Source organism: Rhizobium sp. NLR16a (assembly GCF_017948245.1).
Classification (GTDB): domain Bacteria; phylum Pseudomonadota; class Alphaproteobacteria; order Rhizobiales; family Rhizobiaceae; genus Rhizobium.
Map to the genome: position 1 here is coordinate 884765 of NZ_CP072865.1, position 21389 is coordinate 906153.

The 21389-nt window shown below is 61.6% G+C and carries 17 protein-coding genes and 1 pseudogene; 12 read left to right on the forward strand and 6 right to left on the reverse strand.

Going from position 1 to position 21389, the window contains the following annotated elements; all coding sequences use genetic code 11:
- Nucleotides 1–72: 72 nt before the first annotated feature.
- Nucleotides 73–1101: a zinc-dependent alcohol dehydrogenase family protein gene (locus J7U39_RS04060; protein ID WP_210630520.1), complete on the reverse strand. Its 1029-nt coding sequence runs from the start codon at nucleotides 1099–1101 to the stop codon at nucleotides 73–75.
- Between the two features lie 184 nt (nucleotides 1102–1285).
- Between J7U39_RS04060 and J7U39_RS04065 the strand changes: the two genes are divergently transcribed.
- Nucleotides 1286–1432, forward strand: a complete 147-nt coding sequence (locus J7U39_RS04065; RefSeq protein WP_210631718.1) for a hypothetical protein — start codon at nucleotides 1286–1288, stop codon at nucleotides 1430–1432.
- A 109-nt stretch (nucleotides 1433–1541) separates the two neighbouring features.
- Nucleotides 1542–2459, forward strand: coding sequence for a neutral zinc metallopeptidase (locus tag J7U39_RS04070; RefSeq protein WP_210630521.1), 918 nt, complete (start codon nucleotides 1542–1544; stop codon nucleotides 2457–2459).
- 158 nt (nucleotides 2460–2617) lie between these two features.
- Here the strand turns inward: J7U39_RS04070 and J7U39_RS04075 are convergent, their stop codons facing one another.
- Nucleotides 2618–3610 carry an aldo/keto reductase gene (locus tag J7U39_RS04075; protein ID WP_210630522.1) on the reverse strand — a complete coding sequence of 331 codons (993 nt, stop codon included), beginning with the start codon at nucleotides 3608–3610 and terminating at the stop codon, nucleotides 2618–2620.
- A 134-nt stretch (nucleotides 3611–3744) separates the two neighbouring features.
- Between J7U39_RS04075 and J7U39_RS04080 the strand changes: the two genes are divergently transcribed.
- The 3 genes from J7U39_RS04080 (at nucleotide 3745) to J7U39_RS04090 (ending at nucleotide 6770) form a co-directional block, all read left to right on the forward strand.
- On the forward strand, nucleotides 3745–3915 hold the full coding sequence (locus J7U39_RS04080) for a hypothetical protein (RefSeq protein WP_210630523.1): 171 nt from the start codon (nucleotides 3745–3747) through the stop codon (nucleotides 3913–3915).
- Between the two features lie 61 nt (nucleotides 3916–3976).
- Nucleotides 3977–5221 (forward strand): TCR/Tet family MFS transporter, encoded by a 1245-nt coding sequence (locus tag J7U39_RS04085; RefSeq protein WP_210630524.1) that lies wholly within the window; start codon nucleotides 3977–3979, stop codon nucleotides 5219–5221.
- Nucleotides 5222–5366: 145 nt separating this feature from the next.
- Nucleotides 5367–6770: an MATE family efflux transporter gene (locus J7U39_RS04090; RefSeq protein ID WP_210630525.1), complete on the forward strand. Its 1404-nt coding sequence runs from the start codon at nucleotides 5367–5369 to the stop codon at nucleotides 6768–6770.
- A 16-nt stretch (nucleotides 6771–6786) separates the two neighbouring features.
- On the opposite strand, the gene J7U39_RS04095 is transcribed toward J7U39_RS04090, so the two are convergent.
- On the reverse strand, nucleotides 6787–7107 hold the full coding sequence (locus tag J7U39_RS04095; protein ID WP_210630526.1) for an antibiotic biosynthesis monooxygenase: 321 nt from the start codon (nucleotides 7105–7107) through the stop codon (nucleotides 6787–6789).
- 275 nt (nucleotides 7108–7382) lie between these two features.
- Here J7U39_RS04095 and J7U39_RS04100 point away from each other — a divergent pair, with 275 nt between their 5' ends.
- Entirely contained in the window at nucleotides 7383–9155 is a 1773-nt protein-coding gene (locus J7U39_RS04100; protein WP_210630527.1) for an adenylate/guanylate cyclase domain-containing protein, read from the forward strand.
- 50 nt (nucleotides 9156–9205) lie between these two features.
- Here J7U39_RS04100 and J7U39_RS04105 read toward each other — a convergent pair.
- Nucleotides 9206–10110 (reverse strand): annotated as a pseudogene (locus tag J7U39_RS04105) (IS110 family transposase); the annotation flags it as partial.
- A gap of 613 nt (nucleotides 10111–10723) precedes the next feature.
- Nucleotides 10724–11929 carry a glutamine-hydrolyzing carbamoyl-phosphate synthase small subunit gene (gene carA, locus J7U39_RS04110; protein ID WP_210631588.1) on the reverse strand — a complete coding sequence of 402 codons (1206 nt, stop codon included), beginning with the start codon at nucleotides 11927–11929 and terminating at the stop codon, nucleotides 10724–10726.
- Between the two features lie 269 nt (nucleotides 11930–12198).
- On the opposite strand from carA, the gene J7U39_RS04115 reads away from it, so the two are divergent.
- Nucleotides 12199–12654 carry a GatB/YqeY domain-containing protein gene (locus tag J7U39_RS04115; protein ID WP_210630528.1) on the forward strand — a complete coding sequence of 152 codons (456 nt, stop codon included), beginning with the start codon at nucleotides 12199–12201 and terminating at the stop codon, nucleotides 12652–12654.
- Between the two features lie 3 nt (nucleotides 12655–12657).
- On the opposite strand, the gene J7U39_RS04120 is transcribed toward J7U39_RS04115, so the two are convergent.
- Entirely contained in the window at nucleotides 12658–13548 is an 891-nt protein-coding gene (locus J7U39_RS04120) for a hypothetical protein (RefSeq protein ID WP_210630529.1), read from the reverse strand.
- A 669-nt stretch (nucleotides 13549–14217) separates the two neighbouring features.
- Between J7U39_RS04120 and dnaG the strand changes: the two genes are divergently transcribed.
- From dnaG to J7U39_RS04145, 5 genes are all read left to right on the forward strand, one after another.
- On the forward strand, nucleotides 14218–16215 hold the full coding sequence (dnaG, locus tag J7U39_RS04125) for a DNA primase (protein WP_210630530.1): 1998 nt from the start codon (nucleotides 14218–14220) through the stop codon (nucleotides 16213–16215).
- Nucleotides 16215–18083: a DNA helicase RecQ gene (gene recQ, locus J7U39_RS04130; RefSeq protein WP_210630531.1), complete on the forward strand. Its 1869-nt coding sequence runs from the start codon at nucleotides 16215–16217 to the stop codon at nucleotides 18081–18083. Before dnaG ends, recQ begins: the two co-directional genes overlap by 1 nt.
- A 90-nt stretch (nucleotides 18084–18173) precedes the next feature.
- Nucleotides 18174–19361: a glycine C-acetyltransferase gene (locus J7U39_RS04135; protein WP_210630532.1), complete on the forward strand. Its 1188-nt coding sequence runs from the start codon at nucleotides 18174–18176 to the stop codon at nucleotides 19359–19361.
- Nucleotides 19362–19576: 215 nt separating this feature from the next.
- Nucleotides 19577–20614 (forward strand): L-threonine 3-dehydrogenase, encoded by a 1038-nt coding sequence (tdh, locus tag J7U39_RS04140; RefSeq protein ID WP_210630533.1) that lies wholly within the window; start codon nucleotides 19577–19579, stop codon nucleotides 20612–20614.
- Nucleotides 20615–20624: 10 nt separating this feature from the next.
- Nucleotides 20625–20969, forward strand: a complete 345-nt coding sequence (locus J7U39_RS04145) for a GFA family protein (protein ID WP_210630534.1) — start codon at nucleotides 20625–20627, stop codon at nucleotides 20967–20969.
- The last annotated feature ends 420 nt before the right edge of the window (nucleotides 20970–21389 follow it).

Here is a 21389-nt window from a genome sequence, read left to right on the forward strand (position 1 = left end):
ATAGGCAAATGTTTTTGCAAACGGAACCCCATAAATCGCGGAATCGACAGGAATCCGAATAGGCGCGAATGGCTATTCCTGTCCGGGGATGACCAGCACCCGGATTTCGCCGCCGCGCGCCGGATTGATGATCGCTTCCGGGGCTTCTGCGAGCCCGATCCTGCGGGAGATCAACGGCTCGACCTTGATCCTGCCGGTGGCAATCAGATCGGCGGCGCGGCCATGGGTGAAAGGGTTGACGAAGGAGCTTATCAGCCGGACTTCGCGAAACAGCAGGTCGAAGGGCTCGATCTCGATCTTTGCTCCCTGCGGCATGACGCCGAGAATGACGGCGCTGCCGCCGCGGCGGGCAAGCCGGGGCGCCTGCTGCATGGTATCCGTGACACCGGCGCATTCGAACACGACATCGCCGCCGCCGGGCAGCAGTCCGTCCGTGTCGGTGAGACGGGCAATGATATCGCCGTCGCCCGGATCCGCTGTTGCCGTGGCGCCGAGGCTTTCGGCCAGCCGGCGTTTTCCAGGGCTCCGCGTCACCAGCACGACGCGAGTCGCGCCGGCGAGCCTGGCCAACTGAAGGGTGAGCAGGCCGATCACGCCGCCACCGAGCACGATGACCGAGGCGCCGGCTTGCAGCCCGGCGAGATCGACGCCGTGAATGCAGCAGGCGAGCGGCTCGCAGAAGGCGCCGTGGAGCGGATCCAGATCGGCAGGCAGCGCGAAGGCCTGGCTTTGCGGCATGCAGACAAAATCCGCGAAGCCGCCGTCGCGGTGAATGCCGATCGCCCGGAGGTTCCGGCAGAGATTGACGCGGCCGCGCCGGCATTCCTCGCAGCCGCCGCAGGAAATGTTCGGATCGCCGGTCACGCGCATGCCGGGGCGGAAATCGGTCACACCCGGTCCGACCGTCTCGATGATGCCCGCGAATTCATGGCCGAGCGTCACCGGCGGCTTCGACGGAAATTCGCCGTGGAAGATATGGCGGTCAGTGCCGCAGATGCCGCAGGCCTCGATCCGGACGAGCAATTCACCCGGACCTGGTGCCGGCCTTTCGACTTCGCAAAGATGCAACTGTCCCGTCGCTTGCAGACGTACCGCCTTCATCGCCATCTCCTCCCGCATTCTCCCCTTCAAACAGGAAGAGCGAAAGCAGGAGTCGCGTCAAGCGGTTGACGCATCTTCTTTACGTGATGGGAGACGCATGTCGAGGCATGGCTGCGGCCGACCGGGCTGAGGGAACAATATCCTCTCCCTGAAGTTTTCGAGCCGAGAAACTGGAGCTGTGATGATGGATCCGAAAGACAAGGAACCGGCGGAAGGCTCGCGGGAGACCGTGGATAAGGAGCTGGCACTTCAGGGCCAAGGCAAGTCGCATGGCGGCGGCAAAAGTGGCGGAGAAAAGGGACCGGCGCAACCAAACCCGAGGAAAAAGTGAGCCGCTCAACCGCCTGTGTTGCATGCGGTTGAAGCCGCTGGAATTCCTCCTGTCGGCGGTTATATAAATTCCTTGAGCGCAAGCACGGGCATTGCCGGGGAGAACGAAAATGGAATGGAGAGGCCGGCGTCAGTCCGACAATATCGAAGATCGTCGCGGCAGTCCCTCAGGCGGCGGTTTTGGCCGTGGTGGTGGTTTCAGCTTTCCCTCGGGCGGCGGCGTCCGCCGCGCCGGCGGCGGCTTGAGCATCGGTACCATCATTTTCCTCGTCATCATCTATTTCATCTTCAAGATGATGGGTGTCGATCTGCTGCAGGTGCTCGAGACCGGCGACATGTCAAGCGGTCCCGGTTATGAGCAGAGCGAATCCGGTGCTCGAACGCCCGCCAATGACGAAATGACCGCCTTCGTCCGTACCGTCCTTGCCGAGACCGAGGATACTTGGAACGGCATTTTCCAGGCACAGGGCCGAGATTACGAGGAGCCTCGGCTCGTGCTTTTCTCCGACCAGACGCAGTCGGCCTGCGGTTTCGCTTCTGCCGCGACTGGCCCGTTTTATTGCCCTGGAGATCATAAGGTCTATCTCGACACGGCGTTCTTCCAGGAGCTGTCTGACCGCTTCGGCGCATCGGGCGATTTTGCCGAAGCCTATGTCGTTGCCCATGAGGTCGGCCATCACGTGCAGAACCTGCTCGGCATCCTGCCGAAGTTCAACCAGGCCCGTCAGCGCATGAGCGAAGAGGAGGCCAACAAGATGTCGGTGCGGGTCGAGCTGCAGGCCGATTGCTTCGCCGGCATCTGGGGCAAATACACGCAGCAGAAGGGCATCTTGGAAGCCGGTGATCTCGAGGAGGCGCTGAACGCCGCCCAGCAGATCGGCGACGACACGCTGCAGAAGCGCTCGCAGGGTTACGTGGTGCCCGAGAGCTTCAACCACGGCACCTCGGCGCAGCGTGTCAGGTGGTTCAAGCGCGGTTTCGATAGCGGGCAGCTGACGGCGTGTGATACGTTTTCCGGGCCGGTTTGAAATGCCCCTCATCCGCCTGCCGGCACCTTCTCCCCGCACGCGGGGCGAAGGGCATATGCCGCGGCCTCTCGGTTTTCCCGCACAAGTCTCGTCTGGCACGTTCCCTCGCCCCGTTTAGGGGAGAGGGTTAGGGTGAGGGGCTGTACCCCCCTCGCGCCTTACCTCTCACTATCCATATGCTGCAGCATATGTTCCGGATAACGCCCGCCCGCGGCCGCGTCCTTTGGCACGGCGCGTTCAATCGCGGCGAAATCCTCCGGCGACAGGTCGACGGCGCGTGAACCGAGCGCCTCGGTCAGCTGGTCGCGGCGGCGGGCGCCGATGAGGGGGACGATATCCTTGCCCTTGGCGGCGACCCAGGCGATGGCGATCTGGGCGACCGAGACGCTTTTTGCTCGGGCGATCTCGCGCAGCTGCTCGACCAGCGCGAGGTTCTGATCGATATTGCCTTCCTGAAAGCGCGGACTATGGGTACGGAAGTCGCCGGCGGCGGCCTGGCCCTTCTGCCAATGGCCGCTGATCAGGCCGCGCGAAAGCACGCCGTAAGCGGTAATCGAAATGCCGAGTTCACGCGTCGTCGGCAGGATGCGATCCTCGATCCCGCGCGAGATCAGCGAATATTCGATTTGCAGGTCGACAATCGGGGCGGTGGCGGCGGCGCGACGGATCGTCTCGGCGCCGACTTCCGACAGACCGATGTGTTTGACGTAGCCTGATTGGATCAGGTCGGCGATCGCGCCGACGGTGTCCTCGATCGGCACATTCGGATCGAGGCGGGCAGGGCGGTAGATGTCGATATAGTCGACGCCGAGGCGCTGCAGTGTGTAGGCGAGAAAATTCTTCACGGCCGCCGGGCGGGCATCGATGCCGCTCCATCCGCCCGCGGGATCGCGAAGCGCGCCGAACTTGACGCTGATGACAGCGTCTTCGCGCCTGCGGCCCTTCAGTGCCTCGCCGACCAGCATTTCGTTGTGGCCCATGCCGTAGAAATCGCCGGTGTCGAGCAGATTGACGCCGGCATCGAGCGCGGCATGGATCGTCGCAATGCTCTCCGCGCGGTCGGCGGGACCATACATGCCCGACATGCCCATGCAGCCGAGGCCGATGGCCGAGACATCGGGTCCGGTCTGTCCCAAACGATAGGTCTGCATTGTCTTCTCCTTTGTTGCCCAGCCTGGCGCGACGGGTCATCGACGCCAAAGCAGCGCTGCCGATGCGGTTTTAGCGCTTTCGCATCCGGGTGATAATCGGACGACACCGAACAGGCTGTGCGGGAGCATGCACAATGCACGATCCCTTGATTGATCTGGATGCCTCCGGGGCGATTGCAAGGGAAATCATCCCCTCGGCGATTGGAAACAGCAGTGCGCGTCCGACGGTTGAGGCTCTGACGATTTTCCCGTACAACTCAACAATGCTGTGGAGTGTTCACGGATTGTTTCGGTTTCTTTTCTGAGCTATGTCACTTTCCGGCGATGAGATCGTCTTTTCAGAAATAACTGCTGTTGAGATGCTTCATGCTTGATCCCAAATTCGTTCGCCGCGGCCTGTTTCTGGTCTTTATCATCCTCTTCCTTGACATTATCGGCATCGCCATCATCATGCCGGTGCTGCCCGCCTATCTGGAACAACTGACCGGCGGCAGTGTCAGCGATGCGGCGATCGACGGCGGCTGGCTGATGCTGGTTTATGCCGGCATGCAGTTCCTGTTCGCGCCGCTGCTCGGAAACCTCTCCGACCGTTTCGGCCGCCGGCCGATCCTTCTTCTTTCAGTGCTGACCTTCGCGATCGACAATTTCATCTGCGGCATCGCCACCAGCTTCTGGATGCTGTTCGTCGGCCGCGTGCTGGCCGGCATCAGCGGCGGCAGCTTCGCCACCTGTTCGGCCTATATCGCCGATATCAGCACGGAGGAGAACCGGGCGAAGAACTTCGGACTGATCGGCATCGCCTTCGGCGTCGGCTTCACCATCGGCCCGGTCATCGGTGGATTCCTCGGGGAATTTGGCCCACGCGTGCCGTTCCTCGGCGCTGCCGCTTTGTCGCTTCTCAATTTCATTGCCGCCTGCTTTCTGCTGCCGGAAACGCTGGAGGCGAAGAACCGCCGCCACTTCGAGTGGAAACGCGCCAATCCGCTCGGCGCATTGCGCCAGATGCGCCATTACCCTGGTATCGGCGGGGTCAGCCTCGTCATGTTCCTGTTTTTCCTGGCGCATGCCGTCTATCCCTCGGTCTGGTCTTTCGTCTCGACCTATCGCTATGGCTGGAGCGAGGGCCAGATCGGTCTTTCGCTCGGCATTTACGGCATCGGCGCAGCACTCGTCATGGGGCTGGTCCTGCCGCGCGTCGTGCCGCTGCTCGGTGAATGGAAGACCGCGCTTCTCGGCCTCTGCTTTTCCGCTGCGGGGCTGACCGGCTATGCCTTCGCCTGGGAGGGTTGGGTGGTTTATGTCGTCATCGTGGCGACGGTCATCGAAAACGTCGCCGATCCGGCGCTGCGCAGTATTGCCGCCGGCAAGGTGCCGCCTTCGGCGCAGGGCGAGTTGCAGGGCGCGCTGACCAGCCTCAGCAGCATCACCACCATTGTCGGGCCGCTGATCTTCACGCAGATGTTCGGCTATTTCACGCGGCCTGAGGCGCCGGTCACCTTTGCCGGTGCGCCTTATCTCACGGCTGCCGTGCTCATTGTTCTGGCCGCCGGGGTATTCCTCACGAGGGTTCGAGCCCGCAAGCCGGCCGAGGCGCTGGAAGGCGTGAGCTGAACCGATCAGAAATGGTGATGGTATGATGAATTTTTCATCATCTGCCTGTTTTGGGGTAGTTCTTTGCGGGGCTTTGATTTAAGCCCCAGTGATATTTTTGCGCCAACTACGGGGCGTTGCAGATCTCAATCACAGGACTGGTGTCATGGACACGCCGATCGACGCGCGCAGCCTTGCGCCGACAAGCGATAATCGTTGGGGGGCGCATTTCCGCGCAACACTGGCGCTCGGCATTCCGCTGATCGGCGCGCAGCTCGCTCAGCTCGGCATCAATACCACCGACGTGATGATCGTCGGGCGCCTCGGCGCCGAGCATCTGGCGGCGATGGTGTTGTCGGCTCAATTCCTTTTCACCATCCTCATCTTCGGTTCCGGTTTTGCCATCGCCGTCGTTCCGATGGTGGCGCAGGCCTATGGTCGCGGCGACGTCGTCTCTGTGCGCCGATCGCTGCGCATGGGGCTGTGGGTGGTGATTGGATATTGGGCCGTCATGCAGCCCGCTTTCTTCAATTCCGAGCAGATCCTGCTCTTCGCGCAGCAGAAGCCCGAGGTGGCCAAGCTCGCGCATGGCTATATCATGATCGGTCAGTTCGGCGTGCTGCCGGCGCTGCTCTTCAACGTGATGCGCGCGCTTGTCAGCGCCATCGGCAAGGCAGCCATCATCCTCAACGTCACCATTGTTACGCTGGTGATGAACGCGTTCTTCGCCTATGCCCTCGTGCTCGGCCATTTCGGCTTTCCGGCGATGGGGCTCGAGGGTGCGGCGATCGTGTCGGTCGTGGTGCAGACGGCTGGTTTCCTCTTCATCCTTGCCTTCGTGCAGAGGCGGGAGGAGACGCGCCGCTACGAGATCTTCGTGCGGTTCTGGAAGCCAGATTGGCATGCGCTGCTGGAAGTCATCCGGCTCGGTTTCCCGATCAGCGTCACCATCCTTGCCGAGGTCAGCCTGTTCACGGTTGCCTCGCTGCTGATGGGCTATATCGGCACGATCGAACTTGCCGCCCACGGCATTGCCCTGCAATGGGCCTCGATCGCTTTCATGATCCCACTCGGCCTCAGCCAGGCGGCGACGGTGCGCGTGGGTGTCGCGCACGGGCAGGGCGATTATGACGGGCTGGTGCGGGCTTCGATCATGGTGTTCATCCTCGCCTGCGCCATTTCGGCGGTGGGCTCGGTGCTCTTTGCCACCATGCCGCAATTCCTCGGCAGCTGGTTCCTCGACGTCAGTTCGCCCGAGGCGCCCGAGGTGCTCGCCTATGCCGGGCCGCTGATCGTCGTTGCCGGGCTTTTCCAACTGGTGGATGGGCTGCAGGTGATCGCCAACGGATTGCTGCGCGGCCTGAAGGACGCGCGCGTGCCGATGATCATGGCGCTGATCGCTTACTGGCCGATTGGCTTCTTCCTGGCCTGGGCCTTCGCTTTTCCGCTGGGTCTGGGTGGCATCGGCATCTGGTTCGGCTTCCTCGTCGGGCTGGCGGCGGCGGCCGCGATGCTCTGCGGACGGTTCTATCTTCTGCTTCGCCGGGAGGGAGCGACGGCCGGCGCCTGAGCCGGCCGTCTCATGCTCAGGCGGCGACAGGCTTGTAACTGGCGATATCGGCTCGAATGCCGAGACGCGAAAACATTTCCTGCGGATCGAAATTTGCGGCCTTATGGGCGGCCATCACGGCTGCCCGCGCGCGCTCGACGACCTCGGTATTCTGCCATTCGGCAATGGTGACGAAATTGAATTCGCCGGGACCCGCCACCTGCTCCAGCACCTTGTGTTCGATGAAGCCCTCCTGTGCCTCCAGCAGCTTGTGGGTCATCATCACTTTGACAAGAAATTCCTCACGCGCCGCCGCCGGCACGATGAACTTGTCGATACGATAGAAAGCTCCGCTCATCTATATCTCCTGCATCGGATCTGCAGGCAGTTCTGTAATTCCTCAAGCATGCTTGAGGTCAAGAGTGAAAGGGGAAGGGCCGGTCGAATGCCCATTGCTTTCCTGTTTCGGGGATATTTTCCAAGCTTGATGCACCATTGCGTGGAGCTTCAACGTCGGGTGCGTCCATGAGCCATTGGAAAAGTCGATCTCAACCAAGATCGCTCTAAGCCGCGGCTGGAAGTTCTTTCTTGCCCTCTGTCTCCCTGCTATTCTGGAAGTGAGGAGACGGCGCGATGAGCGAGAACCGAAAGCTAGCTGCAATCCTGGCCGCAGACGTGGTCGGGTACAGCCGGCTTGCCGGCGCCGACGAGGACCGCACCCTGGCGAGGTTACGGGCACTGCGCAGCGATCTCATCGATCCGACGATCGCCGTGCACCATGGCCGGGTGGTGAAGCGCACCGGCGACGGGGCGCTGGTCGAGTTCCGCAGCGTCGTGGACGCCGTGCGCTGCGCCATTGAGGTGCAGAACGGTATGGTTGAGCGCAATGACGGCGTGCCACAGGACCGTCGCATCGAGTTCCGGATCGGTATCCATCTGGGCGACGTCGTCGAGGAAAGCGACGGCGATCTGATGGGCGACGGCGTCAACATCGCCTCGCGATTGGAGGGCGTCGCCGCGGCGGGCACAATCTGCCTGTCCGAGGATGCCTATCGCCAGGTCAAGGCGAGGCTTGATCTCTCGGTCAGCGATCTCGGCACCACGCAACTCAAGAACATCGCCGAACCGATCCGGGTCTATTCGCTGCAAGTCGGCAGCGCCGGGACCAAGGCTGCCGCGACTTCCGAAACCGGGACGAGCCAACCGGCGACGGCAACGTCGCCGAAGCTGTCGATCGCCGTCCTGCCCTTCGCCAACATGAGCGGTGACGCCGAACAGGACTACTTCGCCGACGGCATCTCGGAAGACATCATCACGGCGCTATCGAAGTTGTCGCAGCTCTTCGTCATCGCCCGCAATTCGTCGTTCACCTTCAAGGGCAAGAACGTCCAGGTGCAGGAGGTGGGCACGAAGCTCGGCGTGCGGCATGTTCTTGAGGGCAGCGTACGCAAATCGGGGAACAGGGTACGCATCACCGCGCAGCTCATCGACGCGACCACCGGCGGACATTTATGGGCGGAGCGGTTCGATCGCGACCTAACCGACATATTCGCGGTTCAGGACGATGTAACGCAGCAGATCGTCGATGCGCTGGCGGTCAACCTGACAGAGGGGGATCGAAAAAGACTGGTGCCGGGGCAGACCGGGCGCCCTGAGGCGTATGACTGCTTCCTGCGTGGCCGGGAACTGTGGCACCGGCTGACGAAGCAGACGAACAGCGACGCCCGCAAACTTTTGCGACGTGCCGTCGAACTGGACCCGGACTTCGCCTCGGCGCACGCCTTCCTCGCCCTTACCCACGGGCTCGACTACCTGAACCGGTGGAGCGCGTCGCCGCAACGCTCTATCGAGCAAGCTGAAGAGGCTGCGACGCTGGCGGTAGCGCGGGATGATAACGATCCTGTTGCACACTGGGCGCTGAGCGTGCTCAAGCTTTACTCGCGACAGCACGATAGAGCCATCAACGAGGCCGAGCGCGCGATAGTCCTCAATCCGAACTTCGCTGAAGGGCAGGTCAGCCTCGGCGAGGCACTAATCTATTCAGGCAGAGCCGAGGAGGCACTCGCCTGTTTCGATCGGGCGAGGATCTTGAACCCGTACTTTCCTGATGTCGTCCTGCACTTTCAGGCCTTGGCTCTGTTTCAACTGAGAAGGTACCAAGAGGCCGTCGAACTATTGCTGCAGCGCGTGAGCCGCAACCCCGTTACTGATGTCTCGCGTGCGCTTTTGGCCGCCTGTTACGGGCACCTCGGCCGTTTCGAAGAGGCTCGCGCGACGTGGCAAGAAGTGCTGCGGGTCAATCCCGAATACTCCCTGGAATACCGCCGCAAAGTCTTGCCCTTTAAGAACCCCGCCGATTTCGAGCTTGTCGTGGAGGGGCTACGCAAGGCCGGTGTCGTACAATGACGAATGATTAATGTCCGATCTTCAACCCGTTGCCGCCGTTTGCACGGAGGACGCAGGAGTGCGTTTGCCAGCAGGATGATCTTTCGCATGATGGCTGTGATGGCGACCTTCGGCGGCTTGCCGGCTTTGATGAGGAGGTCGTATTTGGCGCTGAGTTCCGGGTTGAAGCGGCATGCAACGAGGGCCGGCATGTAGAGTGCTTGCCGGACGATGGCCCTTCCGCCGGCAATGAAAGCGCGTCCGGTCCATCGTCCGGACTGACGGGAGATCGGCGCCAGTCCCGAGAGCGCGGCTGCGGCCTTCTCGTCAAGTTCCCCCAGTTCGGGCATCTCGATGAGCAGCGTAAAGGCCGTGACCCGCGACACGCCAGGGATCGAGATGAGAATCTCGAGCCTGGCCTTCAGGGTCGCGTCTTCGGCAATGAGCGCCATGATGGCCTCGTCCACGGCCTTGATCTGGCGCTCGATCTGCCTGAGCCGGTGGGTGTTATGTCTCTTCAACAGTGGATTGGACAGGTTCTTCGCCTGTTCTTCGCGGCGGTCCTGTCCTTGATGAGGGCCAGCCGCGCCATATGCAACTCTTTCAGATCATTGTGGATTTGCGTGTTGGCTTGCAGGATGCGCGGTTCAAGAAGCGCGCCGAAGCGGGCCAACAGTGCGGCATCGATCCTGTCTGTCTTCGCAAGCCGGCCGGTGGCCTCTGCAAAGCGCCGGGCAACGCGGGGATTGACCTTGCAGAGCTGCAATCCCTGCATCGCCATGAAGCGCTCGAAGGCCTTGTGATAGGGGCCGGTTGGCTCATAGACAATGCGCCCCGCGCCCTTTGGGCCGATCCATTTGAGAATGGCAGCAAAGCCCTTGCGGTCATTGGTAACATTCAGCGTTTGGCCGTCCGGCAGGCGGTGCAAGTCGATATGGTCTTTCGAGATGTCCGCGCCGATGGTAATATCCGTCATCTTTTCCGCCTCCTATGCTTGTCATCCGAGCCCAAAGCTCAGGTATCCGTTCAGGACGATAGGAAAAGATGGGGGCGATCAAACTCTAGCTCGGCCCGGCATTCGCAAGAACGTCGACCTGCCATTTCACGATCCGTCCCCCATCGCCGGAGAAGGATGGCCGTCCTCTCCGGCGCTTCTTTATCTCAACAAGAAGCGTGGAAATCATAAGACAAGCCTTTTCTGGTCAGCTTGAAGCATCTGCCGGAGCAGGTTTTCGTCAGGGCGAAGGCGATTGGTGACGGGCATACCCCAGGTACGTCCGAGCCAATCGCCTTTGATCCTGGCGGAAACATGCCCGGCCCACCGGCCGCAGCGCTTCGCCGTGGGCGAAGCGACAAGTGCGTCCGGCGATTCCAAGGTCTTGCAGATGTGCCAAGCAAATCTGCGGGAGGGTTGGCTGAAACGGGCCGGCTGATCGACCGGCCGGCTTGGCCGTAGTGCTGGGCTACGACACGCGCCGGCCGGTCGACCATCCGACTCCGTTTGAGCCAACAGAATGCTTCAATCTAACCCGGAAAAGCTCTAGTGGCTGCCGGTTTAACGCGCCCCTGCCAAATCGGCACTCTCGAAATCACCGCTCTGCGAGCGCCGGTTCGCCCTTTTTCTCGCGCACCATGTTGACGAAGCGGCGGAAGAGATAGTGGCTGTCCTGCGGGCCGGGTGAGGCTTCCGGATGGTGCTGGACGGAGAAAACCTGCTTGCCGAGCACGCGCAGGCCGCAATTGGTGCCGTCGAAAAGCGAAATATGAGTCTCTTCAACGCCATCGGGCAGCGACTTCGAGTCGATCGCGAAGCCGTGATTCATCGAGACGATCTCGACCTTGCCCGTCGTGTGATCCTTGACCGGGTGATTGGCGCCGTGATGGCCCTGATGCATCTTTTCGGTCTTCGCGCCCAATGCGAGGCCGAGCATCTGGTGGCCGAGGCAGATGCCGAAGACCGGGATATCGGTCTTAACAAGCGTCTTGATGACAGGCACGGCATATTCGCCGGTTGCCGCTGGATCGCCGGGACCGTTCGACAGGAAGATACCGTCCGGCTGCAAGGCGAGCACGTCTTCGGCGCTCGTTGTTGCCGGCACGACGGTCACCTTGCAGTCGAGGCCGGCAAACAGGCGCAGGATGTTGCGCTTGACGCCGTAATCGAGGCAGACGACGTGATATTTCGCATCCGCCGCGCCGAGTTCGCCGTAACCTTCGTTCCAGACCCACGGCGTCTGCGCCCATTGTGAGGACTGGCCGGACGAGGCGATCTTGGCGAGATCGAGACCTTCCAAGCCGCTCCAGGCCTTGGCTTCGGCCTTCAGCGCCTCGATGTCGAAGACGCCGTTGGGGTCGTGGGCGATCACCGCGTTCGGAGCGCCGTTCTCGCGGATCCAGGCGGTGAGCGCACGCGTGTCGATGCCGCAAAGGCCGATGATACCGCGGGCCTTCAGCCACTGGTCGAGATGCTTGGCGGCGCGGTAGTTTGAGGGGTCGGTAATGTCGGCCTTGAAGATGACGCCGACGGCGCCGTGGCGGGCCGCAGGGGTCAGGTCCTCGATATCTTCGTCGTTGGTGCCGATATTGCCGATGTGGGGAAAGGTGAAGGTGACGATCTGGCCCAGATAGGAGGGGTCGGTCATAATCTCTTCGTAGCCGGTAAGCGCCGTGTTGAAGACGACTTCGGCCTGGACCTTGCCGGTGGCGCCGATGCCCCTGCCTTCGATCACCGTGCCGTCGGCAAGAACGAGCAGGGCGGTCGGCTTTTCAGTTGTCCAGGGTGCTGTTGCGGTCATCTTCATCCCGTTTCCGGCGGCCGATGCGCCTAGCCGCGCTCGTCGCCATTTGATCTCGCAGGCGTGTGGGCACGGCAATGCCGCGCGCTTCAGGCCTGATCACGAATTTTGGTGCAGGTGGCGGTAAATAGCCACGCAATCGCTCAGCGTCAATCTTTGTAGCCGGGATTGCGGCCGTTTTCCTGCGCTTTATCGCGACGACCGCGCAATTTATTTGATCCGTCGCATCGGCGTGGTTTATGAAGCGGCATCAAAAAAGGAGTGAAGACATGCTGCGCGATCAACTCGCCACCCAGCTGAAAGAGGCGATGAAGGCCAAGGATTCGGAGCGGCTGTCGACCGTTCGGCTGATTCAGGCGGCCATCAAGGACCGCGACATTGCCAATCGCGGCGCCGGCAAGGAGCAGGCGAGTGACGACGAGATCCTGCAGATCCTCGCCAAGATGGTAAAGCAGCGCGACGAATCGGCAAAGATCTATGAGGAGAATTCCCGACCGGAGCTCGCTGCCAAGGAGCGTGCGGAAATCGCCGTCATTCAGGACTTCATGCCGAAGCAGCTTTCCGACGGCGAAGTGCGCGCCAATATCTCGGCGATCATCGCGGAGACGGGTGCCGCCGGAGTCAAGGACATAGGCAAGGTGATGGCGGCGCTCAAGGAGCGTTATGCCGGCCAAATGGATTTCGCCAAGGCATCGGCAACCGTCAAGGAGCTTTTGAACGGATAAGCATCAGATGGCCCGTCTCGCCTGCGGCTCTCGACGGACCGCAGGTCCGAGCACGGCCTCGGCGGCGGCATCGACGATGGCAAACTTCGCCGCCTGATAGTTCCAATATTCGAGGATGAAGCGGCGCGACAGCCAGAGGTCGCCCTTGCGCGAAGGTTCTGTCCAGCCGACGCTTTCCATGGTCGCGGCCTGGGTCAGAAGCCGCTTCAGGTGGGTATTGGAAATCATGAATTGTTCGCGGAGCTCCCGGAGCGACAGGGGACCGATAACGACGCGCTCGGCCGTGCGAGGAAATTGCGGAAGGCGGGAGATCAGGTAATCCATCACGAGTCCGCCGGAATTCGCCCGGTTGAAGAGGTTGAAGGTGGGGCCGGGATTGCGCACGGACTCACTGCCGATGATCGCCCTTGCGATCCGCGGCTGAATCGCAGCCATTGTTGCGGAGGGGGCGACGGTGATCTGGTCGGCGCGTTCGCCGCCGTCGAGGCTGTCGAGGATCATCATATGGGTGACGAGCCATCGGGTGAAATGCTGTTCGGCAATTTCGGTCGGTTCCAGATAGCGTGTGCGCTTGTCAGGTCCGGGCACCACACGCAGGAAACGATAGGCCAGCATTTCCTGCATGAAGGCTGCGGCCGTGTTGCGGCTGGCAATGTCATTCTTGACTGCGAAATCGACAAAGCGGCCGGAATAGAGGCCGCCGCTCTGGCCGTCGTCGGGATGACCGTAATGAAGTGCGAAGCCGGCATGGGCCATCAGCCAGCGCTGCTGCGCGGCGAAAATCGATGCGATGCGCGGGCTCTCGCGATAGATCGCAAGCAGTTGATTGACGCACTGTAGGATCGCAGCGAGAAAGCGATCGTCTGCTGCAAGATTTTCCGCGGTGAAAGCCATTGGGGAAGGGTCCAGGGGTTCGGCGCATACATCTTTCATGCACGCGCCGTCTGTCAACGGTTTTGTCGATAAGCGGTTAATTTCAAAGGGAGAGTTGGCAAACAGAGCCTAAAATTTAAGAAGGCAGGAGCTGGGGGCGCTCCTGCCTTCTTGCTCTTTGCTCCCGCCGGCAACGCAGGGCTGAGGCCCAAGCCGGAGGGTATTTGCAAAGGCACCCTTGCGAAGCGGCGCCGGGGGTAGGGATGGTGCTTCGCTCGGGGATCGCTTTGTTGGGATCGAACCTATGGCGGTGCGGTTCTCCGTTCAAATTACAAAAAAATAATGATTGCCGGAAACGGCGCTTCGAGCGACCTCGAGGCGAAGGTTCGGTTGGCGCCGCGCGGATCAAGAGGCGCGATCGACCTTGGTGATAAAAGCCTGTTTTGAAACATTTTAATTCGATTTCGTGTTTCGCCAGCACTTATGTCGCAACTGTTGCGGTGGCCGACCCCAGGCTGTTCGGCGACTATAATGTCGCACCCCTGTCGCAGGGGTGGTCACGCGTTGTTGATTGGATAACCGACGCCGCCACCGTTGGATGCACTTGCCTGTGAATAGCGGGTTTTCCCGACGAGTTTCGTGGCATGGTGCGGCAAAGCAGCTTATATGGAGTTTGGCCAAGAGGGATAAATGCGCTTTTCCAACACCTTTCTCGATGAGATCCGCGACCGCGTTCCGATTTCGAACGTGATCGCGCGCCGCGTCAGCTGGGACAAGCGCAAGACCAATGTCTCGCGTGGCGACTACTGGGCCTGCTGCCCGTTCCATGGCGAGAAATCGCCGAGCTTCCACTGCGAGGACCGAAAGGGTCGGTATCACTGCTTCGGCTGCGGCGTCACCGGCGATCACTTCCGCTTCCTGACGGAGCTGGAGGGCTTGAGTTTTCCCGAGGCCGTGCAGCAGATTGCCGACATGGCGGGCATGCCGATGCCGCTTGTCGACGCCGCGATGGAGAAGCGCGAGAAGGAGCGCGGCTCGCTGATCGACGTCATGGAAATGGCGACCAGCTTCTTCCAGGACCAGCTGCAGACGGCCCATGGCGCAAAGGCGCGCGCCTATCTGCGCGATCGCGGGCTGACGGGGCGAACCATTGAGACCTTCCGTCTCGGTTATGCGCCTGACAGCCGCAATGCGCTGAAGGAATTCCTCGCCGGCAAGGGTGTTTCCAAGGAGCAGATCGAGGCCTGCGGCCTGGTCGTTCATGAAAACGTGCCGGTCTCCTACGACCGTTTCCGCGACCGCATCATGTTTCCGATCCTCTCGTCGCGGGAAAAGGTGATCGCCTTCGGCGGCCGCGCCATGTCATCAGATGCACCCGCGAAATATCTGAACTCCAACGAAACCGAGCTCTTCCACAAGGGCAATGTCCTTTACAATTTTGCCCGCGCGCGCCGCGCCATACAGGGGCTTGGCCGCGGCGATCAGGACGACAATGCGAGCGGCACCATCATCGCCGTCGAAGGTTATATGGACGTGATCGCGCTCTATCAGGCGGGCATCGAAAACGCCGTTGCGCCGCTCGGCACGGCGCTCACCGAAAACCAGCTCGAGCTGCTCTGGAAGATGGTGCCGCAGCCGGTGCTCTGCTTCGATGGCGACGGCGCCGGCATCCGCGCCGCCAATCGCGCCGCCGAACTGGCGCTGCCGCATCTGAAGCCCGGGCGCTCGGTCCGCTTCGCGCTTCTGCCCGACGGCAAGGACCCTGATGATCTCGTACGCGATGAGGGGCGCGCGCCGTTCGACAAGGTGATGAGCCAGGCAAAGCCGCTTTCGGAGATGTTGTGGAGCCGGGAGATCAACACCGGCAAGTTCGATACGCCCGAGGCGCGCGCCGAGCTCGAAGCGCGGCTGAAGCAGCTTGTGGCCGTCATCGCCGACGAAAATGTGCGCCGCCATTACCAGCAGGATATTCGCGACCGGCTGAACGCCTTCTTCCAGCCGCAGTTCCAGAACCGCAACAATGGCGAGCGGCGCGGTTTCAGCGGCAATTCCCGGAACGGCCGTGACAATGCGGCCAAGGCAGGACCGAAAAGCCCCAGCCTGATTTCCGACCGGCTCGCCCGCTCGGGCCCCGTGCGCGGACACCGGGACAATACGGCGCTGCGCGAGAGCGTGCTGGCGCTCACCATCGTCAATCATCCGGCCCTGATGATCGACGATTATGACGAGATCGCCGCGATCGAATATGACAGCCGGGAGCTGCAGCGGCTCTGGTCGGCGATGCTCGGCGCAGCCGCGGCCGTCTCCGGGCCGCATCTGACGCGCGAATATCTGACTGAACGGCTGGAATTCGAAGGCTTCGGTCCGCTTATCAAGAGCCTCGACCAGCAGGTGCGCAATGCGAGGCTGTGGACGGCGACCGAGGAGGCGGCGATGGAGGATGCCCGTGAGGGCTATCGTCAGGCGCTCGCCTTCCACAAACGGGCGAAGGCGCTGCGACGGCAGAAGATGGAACTCGAACGCGAGATCGCGCTGGCGACCGAAGCCGGCGACGGCGAGGCGATCGTTCAGCTGATACGGGCGCAGCAGGAAGTGCATCTTGAAGGCGTACGCCTCGAGAACCAGGAGGCGATCATCGACGGCTTCGGCGTGCTTTCCGGCCGTGTCAAAGGGGCGGCGAGCCACTGATGCCGCTCAGCGAACGCAATGAGCCAGGCTTTTCCGCTTCCGATGCGCTGTTTTCCGCCGGCCGCTCGCCGCTCGACGTCCTGAAGCAGGTCTATGGTTATTCCTCCTTCCGCGGCAAGCAGCAGCAGGTGGTCGAGCATATCGTTTCGGGCGGCGATGCCGTGGTGCTCTTTCCGACAGGTGCGGGAAAATCACTGTGTTTCCAGATTCCGGCGCTTTGCCGCGACGGCGTCGGCATCGTCGTCTCGCCGCTGATTGCGTTGATGCGCGATCAGGTGGAGGCGATGAAGCAGCTCGGCATCAGGGCTGCGGCACTCAATTCGTCGCTGTCGCGCGAGGAGTTCGTCGAGGTTCGCCGGGCGCTTTCGGCGGGAAAGCTCGACCTCCTCTACGTGACGCCCGAGCGCATCCTGACGGACGGTTTCCGCGAGCTGATCGCCAGTGAGAAGATCGCGCTGTTTGCGATCGACGAAGCCCACTGCGTCTCGCAATGGGGCCATGATTTCCGGCCGGAATATCGCGAGCTCGGCCGCCTCGCCGAGCAGTATCCTGATGTGCCCCGCGTGGCGCTGACGGCAACGGCGGACCCGCATACGCGTGACGATATCATCGAGCGGCTGGGGCTCGGCAATGCCGAAATCTTCACAACCAGCTTCGACCGGGCGAATATTGCCTATGAAATCGTCGAGCGCGACCAGCCGCGCCAGCAGCTCCTGCGTTTCCTCTCCGGCCACAAGGGCAACAGCGGCATCGTCTATTGCCTGTCGCGCGCCAAGGTCGAGGATACGGCCGACTGGCTGAACGGGCAGGGCATCCGTGCGCTGCCCTATCACGCCGGCATGGACCGGGCGCTGCGCGACGCCAACCAGGATGCTTTCCTCAAAGAAGAGAACCTCTGCCTGGTCGCCACCGTCGCCTTCGGCATGGGCATCGACAAGCCGAATGTGCGCTATGTCGCCCATCTCGACCTGCCGGGCTCGGTGGAGGCCTATTATCAGGAAACCGGGCGCGCCGGCCGAGACGGGCTGCCGTCCGAGGTCTGGATGGCCTATGGCATGGCCGACGTCATCCAGCGCCGCCGCATGATCGACGAGGGCAATGCCGCAGACGAGATCAAGCGGGTCGAGCGCGCCAAGCTCAACGCTTTGCTCGCGATCTGCGAAACCGCCTCCTGCCGCCGGCAGGCGATCCTTGCCCATTTCGGCGAGGCGCATGCCGGCCAATGCGGCAATTGCGACACCTGCCTGAAGCCGGTCGAGACCTGGGAAGGCACGGAAGCCGCGATCAAGGCGCTTGCCGCCGTCTACCGCACTGGCGAACGCTTCGGCGCCGGCCACGTCATCGACGTGCTGGTCGGCAACGTCAACGAAAAGACCGAGCGTTTCGGCCATGTGAATATGCCGGTCTTCGGCGCCGGCAAGGACATTCCGGCGCGCACCTGGCAATCCGTCTACCGCCAGCTGCTCGCCATGGGGCTGATCCGTATCGATCATGAGGCCTATGGGGCGCTGAAGCTGGAGCCGGAGGCGCGCGCCGTCTTCAAGCATAAACGGCAGGTTTTCTTCCGCAAGGATCGGCCGGCCTCGGAACGGCGCACGAAGAAGGCCGAGCGCAGCGAGCGCAAATCGGGCCTGACGGGCGCCGACGGGACGCTTTTCGAGGCGCTGAGAGCCGAGCGCATGGCGATCGCCAAATCGCTCGGCGTGCCGCCTTATGTCGTCTTTCCCGATACGACGCTCATTGCCTTTGCGACGGAGCGGCCGCGCAGCCGCAAGGAATTGCTCGGCATATCCGGCGTCGGGCAATCGAAGCTCGAGCGTTATGGCGACGCTTTCCTGGAGATCATTCTTTCGCATGACACGGATTGAACGGACCTGCTGATTTTGGTGCAGCGAGAAGACAAGCAAGCAGCGATATGCTAACCCGATTGCTATAAAAAACGTCAGGAAGGGCCGCCCATGACCTCGCCATTTCTTTCCCATCTCCGGGCCGAAATTTCGGCGCTCAGGGATGCCGGCCTCTACAAGTCAGAGAGGGTCATCAGTTCCAAGCAGGCGGGCGAGATTGCGATTTCCACCGGCGAGCGGGTGCTGAATTTCTGCGCCAACAACTATCTCGGCCTTGCCGACAACGAGGAACTGGCCGAGGCCGGCAAGAAGGCGCTCGACCGCTACGGCTACGGCATGGCTTCGGTGCGCTTCATCTGCGGCACGCAGGAGGAGCATAAGCAACTCGAAGCCCGCATTTCCTCCTTCCTCGGCATGGAGGATACGATCCTCTATTCCTCCTGCTTCGATGCCAATGGCGGCCTGTTCGAGACGCTGCTTGGCGAAGAGGATGCGATCATTTCCGACGCGCTGAACCATGCCTCGATCATCGATGGCGTGCGGCTCTCCAAGGCCAAGCGCTTCCGCTACGCCAACAACGACATGACGGCGCTGGAAGAGGAGCTGAAAAAGGCCGAAGGCAGCCGCTTCAAGCTGATTGCCACCGACGGCGTCTTCTCCATGGACGGCATCATCGCCAATCTCGGTGGCGTCTGCGATCTCGCCGAGAAATACGGCGCCATGGTCATGGTCGACGACAGCCATGCGGTTGGTTTCGTCGGCAGGAACGGTCGCGGCTCGCCGGAACATTGCGGTGTCGAGGGCCGGATCGATATCATCACCGGAACGCTCGGCAAGGCGCTCGGCGGCGCGTCCGGCGGTTACACTTCGGCGAGAGCCGAAGTCGTCGAATGGCTGCGGCAGCGTTCGCGGCCCTATCTGTTCTCGAACACGCTGGCCCCCGTCATCGCTGCCGCCTCGCTCAAAGTATTCGACCTGATCGAAAACGGCGATGCTCTACGCAAGCGCCTTGCCGACAATGCCGATCTCTTCCGCAACGAGATGACGAAGCTTGGCTTCACCCTTGCCGGCGAAGGCCATCCGATCATTCCGGTCATGTTGGGTAATGCAAAGCTCGCCCAGGACATGGCGGGTCTGATGCTGAAGAAGGGGATCTATGTCATCGGCTTCTCCTTCCCCGTCGTGCCGAAGGGCCAAGCCCGCATCCGCACACAGATGTCGGCGGCGCATTCGAAGGCGGATGTGGAACGGGCGATCGCGGCCTTTGCGGAAGCTGGGCGGGAACTGGGGGTGATTTGAGAATGGAAGATTGCCCCTCACCCTAACCCTTGCCGGGGTCGAGCCACTGGTCTCGATCCGTCCTGCGGACCCCCGTAACGGGGCGAGGGGACGTGGCAAAGGCAGCGTTGAGGATGACGAAACCGGTGCGGCACATCCCCTTCGCCCCGCGCGCGGGGAGACGGTGCCAGCAGGCGGATGAGGAGCCGGAATAGGCACTGACCAAGGATACAAATATGTCGAACATGATGAAGGCGCTGGTCAAGTCGAGGCCCGAGGTCGGGCTCTGGATGGAGAATGTGCCGGTGCCGGAGGTCGGGCCGAACGATGTGCTGATCCGGGTGAAGAAATCGGCGATCTGCGGCACCGACGTTCATATCTGGAATTGGGACCAGTGGGCGCAGAAGACTATTCCGGTGCCGATGGTCGTCGGTCATGAATTCTCCGGTGAGATCGCCGAGGTCGGTTCGGCGGTCACCCGCTATCATGTCGGCGAGCGGGTCTCCGGCGAGGGGCATATCGTCTGCGGCAAGTGCCGCAATTGCCGGGCGGGCAGGGGGCATCTCTGCCGCAACACGCTGGGGGTCGGCGTCAACCGGCCGGGTTCCTTTGGCGAATTCGTCTGCATTCCCGAAAGCAATGTCGTGCCGATCCCGGACGATATATCCGACGAGATCGCCGCGATCTTCGACCCCTTCGGCAATGCCGTGCATACCGCGCTTTCCTTCGATCTCGTCGGCGAGGACGTGCTCGTCACCGGCGCCGGCCCGATCGGCATCATGGGGGCGCTCGTCGCCAAGCGTTCCGGCGCTCGCAAGGTCGTCATCACCGATATCAATCCGCATCGTCTGGACCTGGCGCGCAAGCTCGGTATCGACCATGTCGTCGACGCATCGAAAGAAAATCTCGCCGACGTGATGAAGGCGATCGGCATGACGGAAGGGTTCGACGTGGGGCTCGAAATGTCGGGCGCAGCACCCGCCTTCCGCGATATGATCGACAAGATGAACAATGGCGGCAAGATCGCCATTCTCGGCATTGCACCGGCCGGGTTCGAGATCGACTGGAACAAGGTGATCTTCAAGATGCTCAATCTCAAGGGCATCTATGGCCGTGAGATGTTCGAGACCTGGTACAAGATGATTGCCTTCGTCCAGGGCGGCCTCGATCTTTCGCCGATCATTACCCATCGCATCAAGATCGATGATTTCCGCGATGGTTTCGAGGCGATGCGGTCGGGCAATTCAGGCAAGGTCGTGATGGATTGGATGTGAGGAGGACGACATGCTCTATGGAAGCTGTCATTGCGGCAACATCGCTTTCACTGTCGAAGGCGAATTCACAGAGGCGCTCGACTGCAACTGTTCGCTCTGCCGCAGGCGGGGCGGCCTTCTTGCCTTCGTGCCGCGCGAGAAGCTGGTGCTGAAGACACCTGAGGAAAATATCTCGACTTATACTTTCAACAGGCACGTCATCCGGCATCATTTCTGCGCCAAATGCGGCATCGCACCCTTCGGCGAGGGCGTGGCCCCTAATGGCTCGGCGATGGCTTCGATCAATCTGCGCTGCATTCCCGCTGTCGATCTCGGCGCACTGAAGGTGACGCCCTATGATGGCGCTGCGCATTAGCCCGCCGATACCCGCCCGGAAAGAGGGAAATATATCCCCGTCGCAACTGCGTCAAAAAGCTGAAACAACGGGCGCGGCGAGCAAAATCTCGGCCGCCCTTGTCTTTTGTTTGCTGCTTCTTAAATAAGGTTCGCAATCGCAGCCGCGGTTCAAAGCCTGTGGATAAGGCTTTTTCCGAGTTTTCGCGGGCTTTTTTGCTGGAAAAGCTTGACGAGAACAAAAAATGTGGGAATCACCGTTCGACTTGTTGAAGCGGTGAACAGGGTCAAGGCGGATCGCGCAACCATGGCCGGAAATCCAAAGGCAAGAAAACTTTGCTGTCCGGTGCCGGCGATCGTGGTTAATCAGACTTTAAATGTCATCCCGTTAGGTGGGCTCAGGTGATTGAAGGGCGACGCGAGCGGCGCGTCAGGCCCTGAG

Excerpts from the sequence above, each read along its gene's own strand:
- J7U39_RS04060 (WP_210630520.1), bottom strand. The coding sequence starts at position 1,101 with ATGAAGGCGGTACGTCTGCAAGCGACGGGACAGTTGCATCTTTGCGAA.
- J7U39_RS04065 (WP_210631718.1), top strand. The coding sequence starts at position 1,286 with ATGGATCCGAAAGACAAGGAACCGGCGGAAGGCTCGCGGGAGACCGTG.
- J7U39_RS04070 (WP_210630521.1), top strand. The coding sequence starts at position 1,542 with ATGGAATGGAGAGGCCGGCGTCAGTCCGACAATATCGAAGATCGTCGC.
- J7U39_RS04075 (WP_210630522.1), bottom strand. The coding sequence starts at position 3,610 with ATGCAGACCTATCGTTTGGGACAGACCGGACCCGATGTCTCGGCCATC.
- J7U39_RS04080 (WP_210630523.1), top strand. The coding sequence starts at position 3,745 with ATGCACGATCCCTTGATTGATCTGGATGCCTCCGGGGCGATTGCAAGG.
- J7U39_RS04085 (WP_210630524.1), top strand. The coding sequence starts at position 3,977 with ATGCTTGATCCCAAATTCGTTCGCCGCGGCCTGTTTCTGGTCTTTATC.
- J7U39_RS04090 (WP_210630525.1), top strand. The coding sequence starts at position 5,367 with ATGGACACGCCGATCGACGCGCGCAGCCTTGCGCCGACAAGCGATAAT.
- J7U39_RS04095 (WP_210630526.1), bottom strand. The coding sequence starts at position 7,107 with ATGAGCGGAGCTTTCTATCGTATCGACAAGTTCATCGTGCCGGCGGCG.
- J7U39_RS04100 (WP_210630527.1), top strand. The coding sequence starts at position 7,383 with ATGAGCGAGAACCGAAAGCTAGCTGCAATCCTGGCCGCAGACGTGGTC.
- carA (WP_210631588.1), bottom strand. The coding sequence starts at position 11,929 with ATGACCGCAACAGCACCCTGGACAACTGAAAAGCCGACCGCCCTGCTC.
- J7U39_RS04115 (WP_210630528.1), top strand. The coding sequence starts at position 12,199 with ATGCTGCGCGATCAACTCGCCACCCAGCTGAAAGAGGCGATGAAGGCC.
- J7U39_RS04120 (WP_210630529.1), bottom strand. The coding sequence starts at position 13,548 with ATGGCTTTCACCGCGGAAAATCTTGCAGCAGACGATCGCTTTCTCGCT.
- dnaG (WP_210630530.1), top strand. The coding sequence starts at position 14,218 with ATGCGCTTTTCCAACACCTTTCTCGATGAGATCCGCGACCGCGTTCCG.
- recQ (WP_210630531.1), top strand. The coding sequence starts at position 16,215 with ATGCCGCTCAGCGAACGCAATGAGCCAGGCTTTTCCGCTTCCGATGCG.
- J7U39_RS04135 (WP_210630532.1), top strand. The coding sequence starts at position 18,174 with ATGACCTCGCCATTTCTTTCCCATCTCCGGGCCGAAATTTCGGCGCTC.
- tdh (WP_210630533.1), top strand. The coding sequence starts at position 19,577 with ATGTCGAACATGATGAAGGCGCTGGTCAAGTCGAGGCCCGAGGTCGGG.
- J7U39_RS04145 (WP_210630534.1), top strand. The coding sequence starts at position 20,625 with ATGCTCTATGGAAGCTGTCATTGCGGCAACATCGCTTTCACTGTCGAA.